The 14,118-nt window shown below is 61.7% G+C and carries 14 protein-coding genes; 5 read left to right on the forward strand and 9 right to left on the reverse strand.

Going from position 1 to position 14,118, the window contains the following annotated elements:
• The first annotated feature begins 127 nt into the window (after positions 1 to 127).
• On the forward strand, positions 128 to 1,099 hold the full coding sequence (locus QU606_RS18205; protein ID WP_304997284.1) for a methyl-accepting chemotaxis protein: 972 nt from the start codon (positions 128 to 130) through the stop codon (positions 1,097 to 1,099).
• 39 nt (positions 1,100 to 1,138) lie between these two features.
• Here QU606_RS18205 and QU606_RS18210 read toward each other — a convergent pair whose 3' ends face one another.
• Complete coding sequence (locus QU606_RS18210) at positions 1,139 to 2,467, reverse strand: hypothetical protein (RefSeq protein ID WP_150055351.1); 1,329 nt, start codon at positions 2,465 to 2,467, stop codon at positions 1,139 to 1,141.
• Between the two features lie 293 nt (positions 2,468 to 2,760).
• On the opposite strand from QU606_RS18210, the gene QU606_RS18215 reads away from it, so the two are divergent.
• The 4 genes from QU606_RS18215 (at position 2,761) to hpaR (ending at position 6,707) form a co-directional block, all read left to right on the forward strand.
• On the forward strand, positions 2,761 to 4,260 hold the full coding sequence (locus QU606_RS18215; protein ID WP_102625746.1) for an APC family permease: 1,500 nt from the start codon (positions 2,761 to 2,763) through the stop codon (positions 4,258 to 4,260).
• The gene (locus QU606_RS18220; RefSeq protein WP_304998633.1) at positions 4,241 to 4,813 is read left to right on the forward strand and encodes a DUF3156 family protein; all 573 of its coding nucleotides are present in this window, start codon (positions 4,241 to 4,243) and stop codon (positions 4,811 to 4,813) included. The genes QU606_RS18215 and QU606_RS18220 overlap by 20 nt, the downstream gene beginning before the upstream one ends.
• 119 nt (positions 4,814 to 4,932) lie before the next feature.
• The gene (gene feaR, locus QU606_RS18225) at positions 4,933 to 5,895 is read left to right on the forward strand and encodes a transcriptional regulator FeaR (RefSeq protein WP_024075640.1); all 963 of its coding nucleotides are present in this window, start codon (positions 4,933 to 4,935) and stop codon (positions 5,893 to 5,895) included.
• A 389-nt stretch (positions 5,896 to 6,284) separates the two neighbouring features.
• Entirely contained in the window at positions 6,285 to 6,707 is a 423-nt protein-coding gene (gene hpaR / locus QU606_RS18230; protein WP_024075639.1) for a homoprotocatechuate degradation operon regulator HpaR, read from the forward strand.
• Positions 6,708 to 6,760: 53 nt separating this feature from the next.
• Here the strand turns inward: hpaR and hpaI are convergent, their stop codons facing one another.
• From hpaI to QU606_RS18270, 8 genes are all read right to left on the reverse strand, one after another.
• Entirely contained in the window at positions 6,761 to 7,561 is an 801-nt protein-coding gene (hpaI, locus tag QU606_RS18235; protein WP_304997285.1) for a 4-hydroxy-2-oxoheptanedioate aldolase, read from the reverse strand.
• A gap of 16 nt (positions 7,562 to 7,577) precedes the next feature.
• Positions 7,578 to 8,381: a 2-oxo-hept-4-ene-1,7-dioate hydratase gene (gene hpaH, locus QU606_RS18240; RefSeq protein ID WP_304997286.1), complete on the reverse strand. Its 804-nt coding sequence runs from the start codon at positions 8,379 to 8,381 to the stop codon at positions 7,578 to 7,580.
• A gap of 12 nt (positions 8,382 to 8,393) precedes the next feature.
• On the reverse strand, positions 8,394 to 9,698 hold the full coding sequence (locus QU606_RS18245; protein WP_024075636.1) for an MFS transporter: 1,305 nt from the start codon (positions 9,696 to 9,698) through the stop codon (positions 8,394 to 8,396).
• 48 nt (positions 9,699 to 9,746) lie between these two features.
• Entirely contained in the window at positions 9,747 to 10,139 is a 393-nt protein-coding gene (locus QU606_RS18250) for a 5-carboxymethyl-2-hydroxymuconate Delta-isomerase (RefSeq protein WP_024075635.1), read from the reverse strand.
• 14 nt (positions 10,140 to 10,153) lie between these two features.
• Entirely contained in the window at positions 10,154 to 11,011 is an 858-nt protein-coding gene (hpaD, locus tag QU606_RS18255) for a 3,4-dihydroxyphenylacetate 2,3-dioxygenase (protein WP_024075634.1), read from the reverse strand.
• 148 nt (positions 11,012 to 11,159) lie between these two features.
• On the reverse strand, positions 11,160 to 12,620 hold the full coding sequence (hpaE, locus tag QU606_RS18260; RefSeq protein WP_150056289.1) for a 5-carboxymethyl-2-hydroxymuconate semialdehyde dehydrogenase: 1,461 nt from the start codon (positions 12,618 to 12,620) through the stop codon (positions 11,160 to 11,162).
• 5 nt (positions 12,621 to 12,625) lie between these two features.
• Entirely contained in the window at positions 12,626 to 13,396 is a 771-nt protein-coding gene (locus QU606_RS18265) for a fumarylacetoacetate hydrolase family protein (RefSeq protein WP_304997287.1), read from the reverse strand.
• Complete coding sequence (locus QU606_RS18270; protein ID WP_069075941.1) at positions 13,393 to 14,058, reverse strand: fumarylacetoacetate hydrolase family protein; 666 nt, start codon at positions 14,056 to 14,058, stop codon at positions 13,393 to 13,395. The genes QU606_RS18265 and QU606_RS18270 overlap by 4 nt, the downstream gene beginning before the upstream one ends.
• Positions 14,059 to 14,118 lie beyond the last annotated feature (60 nt).

The raw sequence follows: 14,118 nt of genomic DNA on the forward strand, positions 1-14,118 counted from the left end.
CAAAAATGGGGGGACCATAGATTTTTATGGCAGACAGGAGCAAATGCCTTAGCAGTCTCGTACAAGTAATCCGCATCGGTTTGCTATCAGATTCTGAGTATCGACTCGATTGGCAAGGGACAGACTGATGTTCTTCAAGAAAAGTAAACCGATGCAGGCGCTCGCTGAAACCCTCAACCGGTTGCTTGCCGGTGAGGCGGATAAGATGCAGGCGCTGGCCGCTTATCCGAGCGTGCAGGCATGTCTGGAACAGCTCGCGCAGCAGAGAGCCCATGCCAACCAACGGCTTCTTGCGGCCGATGAACGAGCCATGGTTCAGGCCGCTCGATTGGAATGCGGTGAACAAGCGCTTGAAGCCTTTCGCCAGCAAGTCGAGCAAAGCCGGCAACGCGAGGAGGCACTGGAGGCCGAGCTGAAACAGCACATTCAGCTGTCACGTCAGCATCAGCAGGAGGCGCAAATCTGGGAGCTGTTGCAGTCAACCCTCACCGAGGGCTGCTGGGACATCACCGTGGTCAACGGTGACGTTCAGGACCCCGGCAGCCGGATGCGGATTTTCAATCAATTTCGCCTCCTCATGGGGTATTCCCCGCATGAGTTGCCCGACGGCTGGGATGCTCAAGTCAGCATCACTCATCCTGACGATTTGCCGAAGATCATGGCGATCTTTGACCGTGAGATTCTCGGCATGCACGGCAGTGGTGAGTACGTGTTTGAATACCGGATGCGCCACAAGACGCGTGGCTACATCTGGTGTCGAGAGCGGGGTCGAGCTGTGCGCGATCAGCAGGGACGCTTGACCCGGGTGATCGGCGCAGTACGGGATATCAGCGATGAGCAGTCAGCCAAGGCCACCCATCACCAGTTGCTTGAGCAGAGTCAGGCGACTTATGGCCAGATTGCGACGGTGGTCAGCGTCATCAAGGGCATCGCCGACCAGACCAACCTGTTGGCCTTGAATGCCGCTATCGAAGCGGCCAGGGCAGGAGAGGTCGGGCGCGGGTTTTCAGTGGTGGCCGATGAAGTGCGCAAACTGGCGGAAAATACCCGCCAGGCGACGCATCAGATTCAGACGATGTTGCATCAGCACAAACAGTAAGTCTGTTCAGGCGCTGCACCCGGCAGCGCCTGAATGGGATCAGAACGGTACGGCCACCGTTAGCTGGCTGTAGACGTTGGTAGCGTTGCCGCCCACCTGGTTCCCACCCGTGGTCGCATCCTTTTTTGGCTGATAAATGCCGACCAAAGGGCTGATGATCAAGTGGCTGTTGACCGCCCATTCCACATACAGATCCAGCTCCCTCGCATCGAGATTCAGTGCATCGCTTTTGCGTAGGGTATTGAAGTCGAAGTACAACGCGCCGACCGTCAGGTTTTCCAATGGGGTCGCCTTCAGGCCGACATGCTGGATACCGGTGTTGCTGTTGAAGGGACCTGCGTAATTGGAGGCCACTTCACCCTGGAACCAGGTGCCGTAACCGCTGCTTAGCCCAGTGAACAGCGGGTCCCATTTTTGCGAGTAACGGGTGTAGCGGTAGGTCAGTTTCGGTGACCAGGTCACGTCCGCGAAGGTATAGCCGGCTTCGGCATACCAGGCTTTTTGAGGGCCGGCATCCTTGTCTTGCCAGGCGTATTCAAACGCGAAACTGGCGTTTTCCATGCCCGCGTTGCCTTCGCCGCGCAGACTGTAGGTATTCAGGCCTTCGCGTTGTTTCTGGAAGTCGCTGGCCCATTGGTCCGTGACATCAATGCCGTGGACCCAGGTCAGGCCGAGCGTACCGGCGGCAGCCGTGTAGTCGAGGGTGCCCGCCGCCAGCTCGGTTTCCGCCTGGGCGCGGTTATCGGACTTGAGCCACAACACCGAGCCATGCAGGCCTTCCTGCCCGCCCAGGCGCAGGACTGCGGTGCGATCGAAGGCGTGCCGCGCCGCGAGGTAGTAGGCGCCTCCGCGATTCAACGCGCCGTCGGCCGGGCCTTTCCCCAGATTAGGACCGTCGTCGTTGATCAGGAACCCTCTGCCGACCTTGACCACCTGGCGACCGGCGGAAAAATCGATGCCGTCCTTGCCAAGCGCCGGGAACAGATCGGCGGAGCGCCATCCGAGGTACGCATCTTCGATTTTGGTCGTGCGTTCCGAACCGTCGGTATTCCCCGCCGCATCGCCGTCGCCCCAGGTGCCGGAACTGACCCAGTTGAGTGCGCCGTAGCCGGTGCCGAACCCGGCCAGGCCTTGGTCGCCGCTCACGCCATACTTGATGAAACCCTCCCGCCAGGTTGAACCCCCGGGCGTACCGTCGTAGTTGTTACGGCTGTTGAACATCCCGTATACCGAAAGGAAATCAGCATTCAGATGGGTGTCGTCATCGGCATACAGCTCATAGGCCTGGGCCGATGAATCAGCGATCAAGAGGGCTATACCCAGACCAACGGCCTTGGACAGTGAGCGAGTTTTCAGCGTTTGCTCCATTGTTACGTTCCCCTGCAGGGTTGGACAGCGATGGCGCATTAGGGCAACCGCGAGCGGGGCAAGTCTTTCACCTGCGTGCCACGCAATTGACCCTGCCAGCCAAGCCGTGCACCTTGGCAGACAGCAACAAAACCAAAGGCAGACATGGGCAAGACGACCAGGATGGGAGGGGCGCACAGTGATGGTGTACTCGATCCCGTTTCGATCAGGGACTGGCTGGGGAAGGCTTCATCGCCGGCGCCTTGAACGGTTCGATACATCCACCAAGAAATCCGCTTTCGAGGATCCGCACCATGTCGATCAATGACCGGCTCACACAGCATTTGAAACAGGGCACGGTGGGCTTTCCCACGGCGCTCGCCAGTACCATCGGCCTGATCATGGCCAGCCCGGTGATTCTCACCGCCACCATGGGGTTTGGTATCGGCGGCAGCGCTTTTGCGGTGGCCATGCTGATTGCGGTGGTCATGATGCTGGCCCAGGCGACGACCTTCGCTGAAGCGGCGTCGATCCTGCCGACCACCGGTTCGGTCTACGACTACATCAATTGCGGCATGGGCCGGTTCTTCGCCATCACCGGCACCTTGTCGGCCTACCTGATCGTGCATGTGTTTGCCGGCACAGCGGAAACCATCCTTTCCGGGGTCATGGCGCTGGTGAACTTCGAACACCTCAATACCCTGGCGGAGTCGGCCGGCGGTTCGTGGTTGCTCGGGGTGGGGTTCGTGCTGGTGTTCGGTATTCTCAATGCCTTTGGCGTGAGTGTGTTTGGCAAGGCCGAGATCATCCTCACCTTCGGCATGTGGACCACCTTGATGGTGTTTGGTGTGCTGGGGCTGATCGCGGCGCCGGTGGTGCCACTGGAGGGCTGGTTCGGCGTATCGCAGGTGGGCACCGACATGACCACCATCCTGTCGTTGGTGGGCATGGCCATGTTCATGTTCGTCGGCTGCGAGTTCGTCACGCCGTTGGCGCCGGACCTGCGCAATTCGGCCAGGGTCATGCCCAAGGCGATGATGCTGGGGCTGCTCGGCGTCGCCAGTTGCATGTTCATTTATGGCGCGGCAATGAAGCGCCAGGTGGAGAACGTGCTGCTCGACGCCACCACGGGCGTGCACCTGTTGGATACACCGATGGCGATCCCGAAATTCGCGGAGCAGGTGATGGGCAGCATCGGCCCGATGTGGCTGGGGATCGGCTTTCTGTTTGCCGGGGCCGCGACCATCAACACCTTGATGGCCGGGGTCCCGCGCATTCTCTACGGCATGGCGGTGGATGGCGCGTTGCCCAAGGTCTTCACCTACCTGCACCCACGCTTCAAGACCCCGCTGTTGTGCATCCTGGTGGCGATGCTGATTCCTTGCCTGCACGCGCTGTACCTGGGCGGCAACACCGACAACATCATGCACCTGGTGCTGGCCGCCGTGTGTGCCTGGAGCTTTGCCTACCTGTTGGTGACGATCTCGGTGGTGAGCCTGCGTATCCGCCGCCCGGATCTGCCGCGCGCCTATCGTTCGCCGTGGTTTCCGTTGCCGCAGATCCTGTCCAGCCTCGGCATCCTGCTGGGCATGTGGTTTATCACGCCACCGGGGATGAACCCGGCGGACATCTACATTCCGTTTGGCGTAATGCTGGCCGGCACCGCGGCGTATGCCTTGTTCTGGACCCTGGTGGTGCAGAAGGTCAATCCGTTCAAACCGGCCTCGGTGGAAGAAGTGTTGACCAACGAGTTCGCCCACGAACCGACCCAGCCTCATGCCGAGTATCAGCGCCATGCTGCAAAAACTGTTTGAGCGGTTCAGCGCCCGGCATACCCCGGCGGGGTATCGCCCTGGGGTGACCCTGGAGCACCTGCGCCGTAACCTCGGCCTGGCGCATTTCCAGCACACCGCGTCGGCCACGGCCGAGGCCGTGTTGCAGGATGGCCAGTTGCACGTGGAGATTGTCGAACGCACCGAGTCCCAGTTGCTGATGCACCTGGTGATGACCGAGTTCCTGCTGCGCGTGCCTGCTTCGCGAGAGGGCACCGCGAGTTTTGAGCTGCACCACACCGGGGCCGTCCGGCGTACCGGTATTCGTTGTCGGCAACGCAGCGGCGATCCGGCGCTGCTGGCGCTGATGCAGCCTGACGGGGACTTGCTGCGGGCGTTGATGCCTCTGGATTTCAAGCGCCTGCGCATCGAGTTGCGGGCCGGCCAGTGGTGCGTACGCCTGGAGCATATGGGCGGCAGCGAGGTGGTCAACCGCATGCCCGCGTTTCGTCGCTACATCCCGCTGAGCGCCGATCAGCGCAATGGGTTAGTCGCGGCCTTGCTGCATTTCCAACGCGTGCTGGCCACGCTCTGATCGCTGGTTTTGGCACCATTAGTGCAATCGCTTTGGTTAAGACGGATGTGTTGCGCGCACTTAGATAACATGTTAACTATTGCGCGACAACAACAACAAAAACCAAGGTGGACATAACCATGATCATGCAGTCGGCTGGACAAGAGGGGCTCGACACCTGGACCCGCGATCTGCGCGCGATCTGCGGTCACTTCAATACCGAACTGGCCTTCAATCGCTCGCTGTTTATCGGCAGTATCTCGTCCGGTTACCGTGGCGGGCTGCCCCTGGCTCACTTGCGCACCAACGCGGGCCTGATCAAGCGCCCCAAGGTCTGCGCTGACCACGATGACGACCAGCAATGTTTTCTGGTCAGCCAACGCAGCGGCTATAGCCAGATTGCCCAGGACGGCCAGGTCATTCGCCTGGGCCCAGGCGAATTGTTGTTGATGGACTCGGTGGGCTCCATCGAGATCACCCCGTTCGGGCTGATCGAGCACGCCTCCCTGTGCCTGTCCCGTCATGAAGTGTGCAAGCAACTTGGCGCGCGGCCGCGCACCTTCGGCAAGATCTCATCGAGCAAAGCCTGCGGGCGCATGCTGCATGTGCTGATGGACCAACTGTGTACGGACGCCCTGGAAGGCGAGGCGGCAGAGGCAGAGGGCCTGGCATTGCAGTCGGCGTTGGTCGCGCTGCTGGGTTCGGCCTTTGCGCAGCAGGAGGAGGCGAGTGACGACTGCGGCGCGTTACAGGGTGTGAACCTGCGCAGCTACGTGCAGAAGGTCATTGATGAGTCGCTCAACCAGCCGGGGTTGAGCCCGGTGGGCCTGGCCAATCGCCTGAATATCTCGGTGCGGCATTTGTACCGACTGTTCGAAGCCGAGGACGACAGTGTGTGCCGCTACATCCAGCGGGCACGGCTCAAGCGCAGTGCCGATGACCTGGCCAATCCGTTCCTGCGTGGCGAGTCGATCACCTCGATTGCCTACAAGTGGGGTTTCACCGATTCAGCCCACTTCAGCCGCTCGTTCAAGAAGCAGTTCGAGGTGTCGCCCAAGGATTTTCGCTCCAGCCATTTGCAGCAGATGGCCGAGGTGGTGTGAGTGCGCAACGGGCAGGGAAGCAGTGGTCGTCGAGCCTGCGTCCTGGTGATGCCAGTCAGTTAAGGAAGAACACGATAGCTGTGGCGAGCGGGCTTGTTGTGGTGAGGGGCTTGTTGTGGCGAGCGGGCTTGCCCCGCGTTGGGCTGCGCAGCAGCCCCACTCAATCGGAACGCGGAGTATCAGGCACTCCTCAGCGGCTGGTTCTGGGGCTGCTTCGCAGCCCAACGCGGGGCAAGCCCGCTCGCCACTACTGTTTGCTAGTTTGGCATTACGGGTTGGCCCGGCGCGCCAGTGGCGGGGGCAGTGAAACAAGTTATCGCGCGTGGCGAAGAGGACAGTGGTAGAGTTTCGTTAAAACATTAACTAACTGAAGCCTGATGCCCAGACCCATGCTCAAACCTCGACAATCCCTGACATTGACCCTGTTGCAGGCCCGCGAAGCGGCCATGAGTTTTTTCCGCCCCTCGCTCAATGAGCACGGCCTGACCGAGCAACAATGGCGGGTTATCCGCATTCTCAGCCAGCACGAGGAACTGGAAATCTACCAATTGGCCGAGTTGGCCTGCATTCTCAAGCCGAGCATGACCGGTGTGTTGGTACGCATGGAGGCCGCCGGCCTGGTTCATCGCCGCAAGGCCGAGCAGGACCAGCGGCGGGTGCTGGTGACCCTGGCAGACAAAGGCTGGGCCAGCTTCGACTCCATGAGCCAGTGCATGGAGGAGAACTACCAGCGCCTGCAAGCGCAGTTCGGCGAAGAGAAATTGCAAACGCTGCTGGGGTTGCTCGATGAGTTGAAGACCATCAAGCGTTGAGTGTCAGCCCACCTGTTGCGTCCGGGTGGGCGTGTTGAAACGACGACGCGGGGTCAGTACACACCGCCGGCCTTGAGCGGCGCCACGCCATCCTTGAACGTGGCTGCCAGGCTTTGCAGGCCGCGCATCAGCACGGTGGTGTCGACCCCCACCGCCACGAACGCAGCGCCCAGTTCGATATAGCGCCTGGCCAGGGTCGGGTCCGCACTGAGAATACCCGCGGCCTTGCCCGCCTGGCGAACTCGCGCGATGGCGTCTTCGATCGCCGCCTGCACGGCGGGATGCCCTGGGTTGCCGCGGTAACCCATCGACGCACTCAAATCCGCCGGGCCAATGAACACCCCGTCGACGCCGTCGACCTGCGCAATCGCGTCCAAGTTGGCCAGGCCTTCGAGGTTCTCGATTTGTACCAGCAGGCACATCTGTGCGTCGGCCTGGTCCAGGTAGCCGGGAATGCTGTTCCAGCGCGACGCCCGGGCGAGGGCGCTGCCCACCCCACGAATGCCCTGGGGCGGATAGTGCATCGCGCGTACCAGCTCCCGTGCCTGGTCGGCGCTTTCGACCATCGGCACCAGCAGCGTTTGCGCGCCGATATCCAGCAGTTGCTTGATCAGTGCGCTATTGCCGACCACCGGGCGAATGATCGCTTGGCTGGCGTAAGGCGCAATGGCTTGCAACTGGCCGAGCATGCCACGCAGGTCATTGGGGGCGTGTTCGCCGTCGATCAGCAGCCAGTCAAACCCGGCATTGGCTGCCAGCTCCGCGCAATAGGCATCGGCCAGGCCGAGCCACAGGCCGATCTGGGTTTCGCCGCTGCACAGGCGCTGCTTGAAGCGGTTGATGGGCATCTCCATGAACGGTCCTCCAGGGTCAGACAAATCGGCAGGCAATCGAGCCCAGCATGTCGTAGTCGACATGGAAGGTGTCGCCGGGGGTGGCCGCCACCGGACGGGTAAATGAGCCGCCGAGGATGATCTGCCCAGGCTGCAAGGTCACGTCATAGGGCGCCAGCTTGTTCGCCAGCCAGGCCACCCCCTTGGCCGGGTGGTTGAGTACGGCGGCGGATACGCCGGATTCTTCGATCACGCCGTTGCGGTACAGCACCGCAGGCACCTTGCGCAGGTCGATCTCGGTCGGGCGCACGGCGCGGCCCCCCATGACCACACCGGCATTGGCGGCGTTGTCGGAAATGGTGTCGAACACCTTGCGCGTGGCCTGGGTCTGCGGGTCGACCTGCTGGATGCGCGCATCGATGATTTCCAGCGCCGGGATGACCCATTCGGTGGCGTCGAGCACATCGAAAATCGTGCAGTTCGGGCCCTTGAGCGGCTTGCCGAGAATGAACGCCAGCTCCACCTCGACGCGCGGCACGATAAAGCGTTCGAAGGGAATGTCGGTGCCTTCGTCGAAGAACATGTCGTCGAGCAGGGCACCGTAATCCGGCTCGGTGATGTTCGACGACACTTGCATCGCGCGAGAGGTCAAGCCGATCTTGTGCCCGACCAGCTTGCGTCCGTCCTTGATCTTCTGCGCGACCCAGGCGCGTTGTATCGCGTAGGCGTCGTCAATCGTGATCGCCGGGTAATCCAGCGAAAATTGCCGCACCTGTTCCCTGGAGCGCTCGGCCCGGTCCAGTTGTGCGGCGGCTTGCAGAATCTGCTGTTGATCGAGCATGACGAAGTTCTCTTACTGTGGATTGACGATGGCCGCGTCGGTGCGCAGGACCAAAAAACCGCCCAGGGCGATAAACAGGGCCAGCACATACAAGGCCAGGCTGGCGCTCTGGGTGGTGTCCCGCATCCAGCCGATCAGGTAGGGCGCGAGGAACGAGGCGATGCTGCCAAACGAACTGATCAGGGCAATCCCCGCCGCCTGGGTGCTGTTGGACAGGAAGGCCGGCGGCAACTGCCAGAACATCGGCAGGGCGGCGCTGGCCCCCATGCCGGCGATCACCAGGCCGCTCAGTACCCAGGTCGGATTGGTCGGCGACAGCCCGGCCACGGCGATACCGATCGCCGACATCAGCAGGGGCACGCACAGGTGCCAGCGCCGTTCACGGTTGCGGTCGGATGAGCGTCCGCACCCGATCATGAAGAAACACCCGGCCAGGTAGGGCACCGCACTGAGCAGGCCGACCTGGCTGTCGCGGCCGATACCGGCGCCGTGGATCAGGGTCGGCATCCAGAACGCGAGGGTGTTGACTGCGAGCATCACGGCGAAATAGATCGCCACCAGCAACCAGACCTGCGGGTCGCGCAGAATGCCGCCAAACGAGGTGATCGACTTACGCTGCTCCTCACTGCTCAGTTGCGTGCGCAGTTGCTGCTTTTGCAGCGGATTGAGCCACGTCACCGTCTCGAAGGTGTCCGGCAGGCACTTGAGCACCACCAGGCCGAGGAGGATCACGGGGGCGCCTTCGATCAGGAACATCCACTGCCAGCCGCGCAAGCCGCCGAAGTCATGGAAGTGCTCCAGGATCGCCCCCGACAATGGCCCGCCGATGACACCGGCCATGGGCACCGCAATCGCAAACAGCGCGGTGACTTGCGCCCGACGACGCGCCGGGTACCAACGGTTGAGAAACACCAGAATCCCTGGGAAGAAGCCCGCTTCGGCCACCCCCAGCAAAAAGCGCAGCACGTAGAAACCGGTGGAGCTTTCGATCCACAGCATGCTGGTGGAGAGCACCCCCCAGACCACCATCAGGCAGGCGATCCAGCGCCGTGGCCCGACCCGGTCGAGGGCGATGTTGCTGGGCACGCCAAACAGCGCGTAAGCGATGAAGAACAGTCCGGCCCCGAGGCCGTACACGGTGTCGCTGAAATGCAGGTCGGCACTCATCTGCATCTTGGCGAAGCCGATGTTGATCCGGTCCAAATGGGCAAACAGATAACAGATCAGCAACAACGGCATCAGGCGCCAGGTGACGACGCTGTGGGTGCGCTGGTGTTCGAGCAGGGTGGTGCTGTCGGCGGTATTGGCTGTGCTCATGATGTTGTACTTTTTTTTGAGTGGCCGTTGGCGGAAGGCGAGCGCTGTTCAGCTCGCCTGGTTTTTCAAGAAGGCATGCACGTTGTTTTGCTTGAAGTTGAGCTCGGGGTGCAGCTCGATCATCTCGAACGACAACGCCAGCAAGCGTTGTGATTGCAGCTCGGCGAAGTGCTGGGTGATCACCTCGAACAGGCTTTCGGCGACCGCCTTGCGTGTCGCCAGGTCGCGTCCGTGGCCGACCTTGAGGGTCATGTGGACGAAGGCGTAGTCGTGCTTGCCGTCGGCCATGCGCCAGGTGTCCAGGCGCACGCCACGGCTGCGGATGCCGCCGAGGGGAAATACGCCGCTGTCGCCCAGCACGGTGTGGACCTTCTGGAACAGGGCGGGCAGGTCGGCGTGCTGCTCGATGTTGTCCGTGTATTCAGCAATGAAGTGCGGCATGTGCGGCTCCCGGTTCAGAGGGGGAAAATGGCATTGATCTGGCCGGTGCCGGAACTGCCGAACGGCTGGGTGATGATCTCTGCCGGCTGGTGGTAGTCCGGCCCGCCCAGCAGGCCCAGGAGCATCGCGGTATCGTGCATCTTGCCTTCGCCGAAACAGTGTTCGGCGTAGTCCGGGAGCATCGCGCAGAACTCCTTGAAGCGGCCTTGCTTCCACATCTCTACGACGTGCAGGTCCATCTGCTTGTCGAATTCACGGGTCCAATTGTGGATATTGGCTTCGGCTTCGCGGTCGTCCGAGAAGCGGTGGGAGAGGGAACCCGAGGCCAGCACCAGGACTTTGCGGTCGCTCTTCTCGATGGCCCGGCGCACCGCGGCGCCAAACGTGAAGCTGTCTTCCAGGCGGTGCCAGGCGCACCAGGCGGCAATCGAGATGACGTCGAATTTCTGCGCGTCCGGCACGTCCATGTGCATGTAGCGCATCGGTACCAGGGTGCCGTATTCGAGTTCCAGACTCGGGATGTTGTGGGCCATGGTGCGCACGCCCGCCAGGTTGGCTTCGGCGGCGATCAACTCGCCCAGCTCGGGGCAGCCGGGGTAGTCGTATGCCATGTTCTTGATGAAGTGCGGCAGCTCGTTGCTGGTGTACGTCCCCTTGAAGTGCTCGCCGCAATTGACGTGGTAACCACTGTTGACCAACCAATGCACGTCAAACACCACCGCCGTGTCGGCCCCCAGTTCACGGGCACGGCGCCCGATTTCCTTGTGCCCGGCGATGGCCGCTTCGCGGCAACCGTGGTGCTTGCCGGGCAGTTCCGACAGGTACATCGAGGGGACGTGGCAGATCTTTGCGGCCAGGACGACTTCGCCCATGATGATTCTCCTGAATATTTATTCTTTTGTAGGAGCGAGCTTGCTCGCGAATAACGTCAACGATAACGCAGCACTTCTGTTAGCCAGCGGCGCCTGCGGATTCTTCGCGAGCAAGCTCGCTCCTACCGGAAGCGGTGTTGTATCCGGGTCACACACCCCAGCGTGGAATGTGATGACTGCCCATGGAAATGCACACGTTCTTGATCTCGGCGAACACTTCGAAGCTGTACTGGCCGCCTTCACGGCCGGTGCCGGAACCTTTTACCCCACCAAATGGCTGGCGCAAGTCCCGCACGTTCTGGCTGTTGATGAACACCATGCCGGCTTCGATGCCGTAGGCCAGACGATGCGCCTTGCCGATGTCCTGGGTCCAGATGTAGGACGCCAGGCCGTACTCGGTCTCGTTGGCCAGTTGCAGTGCTTCGGCTTCGTCCTTGAACGGGATCAGGCATACCACCGGGCCAAAGATCTCTTCCTGGGCGATGCGCATCTGGTTGTTCACATCGGCAAACACTGTCGGCTGGATGAACTGCCCGCGGCTCAAGTGCGCCGGCAGGTTGGCCGGACGCTCCAGGCCGCCGGCGAGGAGGGTGGCGCCTTCCTCGATCCCAATCTTGATGTAGCCGGTGACCTTGTCGTAGTGGGCCTGGGTGATCATCGAGCCGACCTGGGTTTTCGGGTCTTGCGGGTCGCCGACGATCAGGCGCTTGGCGCGTGCGGCAAACTCGGCGACGAACTGTGGATACACGCTCTCCTGAATGAAGATCCGGCTGCCGGCGGTGCAGCGTTCACCGTTGAGCGAGAAGATCGTGAACAGCGCGGCGTCGAGGGCGCGCTCCAGGTCGGCATCTTCGAAGATCAGCACCGGCGACTTGCCGCCCAGTTCCATCGAGTATTTTTTCAGGCCGGCGGTCTGCATGATTTTCTTGCCGGTGGCGGTGCCGCCGGTGAACGAAATCGCCCGCACGTCCGGGTGACGCACCAGCGCATCACCGGCGGTGGCGCCGTAGCCCTGGATCACGTTCAGCACCCCCTTGGGAATGCCAGCCTCGAGCGCCAGGCGCCCCAGTTCATTGGCCGTCAGCGGCGACAGCTCGGACATCTTCAGCACCGCCGTATTGCCCAGTGCCAGGCATGGCGCGGTCTTCCAGGTGGCCGTCATGAACGGCACATTCCAGGGCGATACCAGCGCGCAGACACCCACCGGCTGGTACAGGGTGTAGTTGAGCATCTGGTCGTCCACCGGGTAACTGTGGCCGTCCATGCGGGTGCAGACTTCGGCGAAGAAATCGAAGTTGTGGGACGCCCGGGGAATCAACACATTCTTGGTCTGATGGATCGGCAGGCCGGTGTCGAGGGTTTCCAGCTCGGCCAGGTGCGGCACGTTCTGTTCGATCAGTTCACCAAGCTTGCGCATCAAGCGCGCACGTTCCTTGGCCGGTGTGCCTGCCCACTTCGGAAAGGCTTCCTTGGCCGCCGCGACCGCTTGCGCGACTTCCTCGGCGCCGCCGCTGGCGACTTCACCGATGGCTTCGCCGGTGGCCGGGTTGTAGTTGATGAAGGTGTCTTTGCTTTCGACCTCACGGCCGTTGATCCAGTGTTTGATCATATTGCTCAAGCCTCTTTACGGGCGGCGAAAAAGTCCGCCTCGCTGACAATTCGATTAACCAGGCGACCCACGCCTTCGACTTCCACGATCACTTCGTCCCCTGGCACCACATCGGCCAGGCCTTCGGGCGTACCGGTGGCGATCATGTCGCCGGGTTGCAGGGTCATGAAGCTGGACAGGTATTCGATCAAGTACGGGATGTCGAAAATCATGTCTTTCGTGCTGCCTTCCTGACGCAGTTCGCCGTTGATCCAGGTGCGCAGTTTCAGGTTGCTGGGGTCTGGCACGTCGGCGACATCGACGATCCACGGGCCCACCGGCGTGGTCGCATCGCGGTTCTTCACCCGCAGGTTGGGGCGGTAGTAGTTTTCCAGGTAGTCGCGGATCGCGTAGTCGTTGCACACCGTGTAGCCGGCCAGGTAGTCCAGGGCGTCTGCGCGCTTGACGTTGCGCGCCGGCTTGCCGATCACCGCTACCAGCTCGCACTCGTAGTGCATGTAGGCGACGTTGTCCGGGCGCCAGGTCACCTGGTTGTGGCCGGTGTAGGTGCCGGGGGACTTGATGAAGGCCAGCGGTTCGGTCGGCGGCTTGAAGGCCAGTTCGGCGGCGTGGTCGGCGTAGTTCAGGCCGAGGGCGAACATGCTGCCGGTGGCCGGTGGCAGCCACTCGACCTGGTCTTCGGCGAGCAGGCGACCGTCGGCCAGGCGCACGGCGTTTTGGGCTTCGACCTGCACCTGGTGCGTGACGCCTTCAAAGCGAATACGGGCATGTTTCATGACAGCTCCTCTGCCTTGATGTGGTTGACCAGCCGGCCCAGGCCACTGATCTCGACTTCAACCGTGTCGCCGGGTTGCACATCCACGCGGCCTTCGGGCGTGCCGGTGATCAGCACATCGCCTTCATGCAGGGTCATGAACTCGCTGATTTCGGCGATCAGTTGGGGAATGTCGCGCACCCAATTGGCGGTAGAGTTTTGCTGGCGCAGTTCGCCGTTGACGAACAGTTTCAGGCTCAATTGGTTGGGATTGCCGATCTGGTCGCGGCCGACCAGTTCCGGGCCGAGCGCACAGAAGCCGTCGCGACATTTGGCCTTCACGGCCGGGCGGTAGTAGCTGTCTTCGGGCAGGCTGAACTCATTGACGATGGTGTAGCCGGCTACGTGCGCCATGGCGTTCTCAACGCTGACGCGACTGGCGCTTTTACCGATCACCACGCCAAGCGCAGGGCCGGCCTGCAGGCGTTCACCGGTGGGATACACAACGCTGCCGTCATGGCCATTACGGGTGTTAGGCGTCTTGATGAACAGCACCGGCTTGACCGGTGGCTTCTGGTAAGGCGCTTGTTCGAATTCGGCGAGACGTTGGTTCAGCAACCCCTGGTAGTTCAGCGCAACGCCGAACAGGGTGCCGTTCGCAACATCGTGCAGGGCACGGCTCATGCTTTTCTCCTGGCAGTGACGGAGCGGATCAAGGCCGGCTCCTGGAATTATTGTTAACCT

Source organism: Pseudomonas sp. OVF7 (genome assembly GCF_030644265.1).
Taxonomy (GTDB): domain Bacteria; phylum Pseudomonadota; class Gammaproteobacteria; order Pseudomonadales; family Pseudomonadaceae; genus Aquipseudomonas; species Aquipseudomonas gorinensis.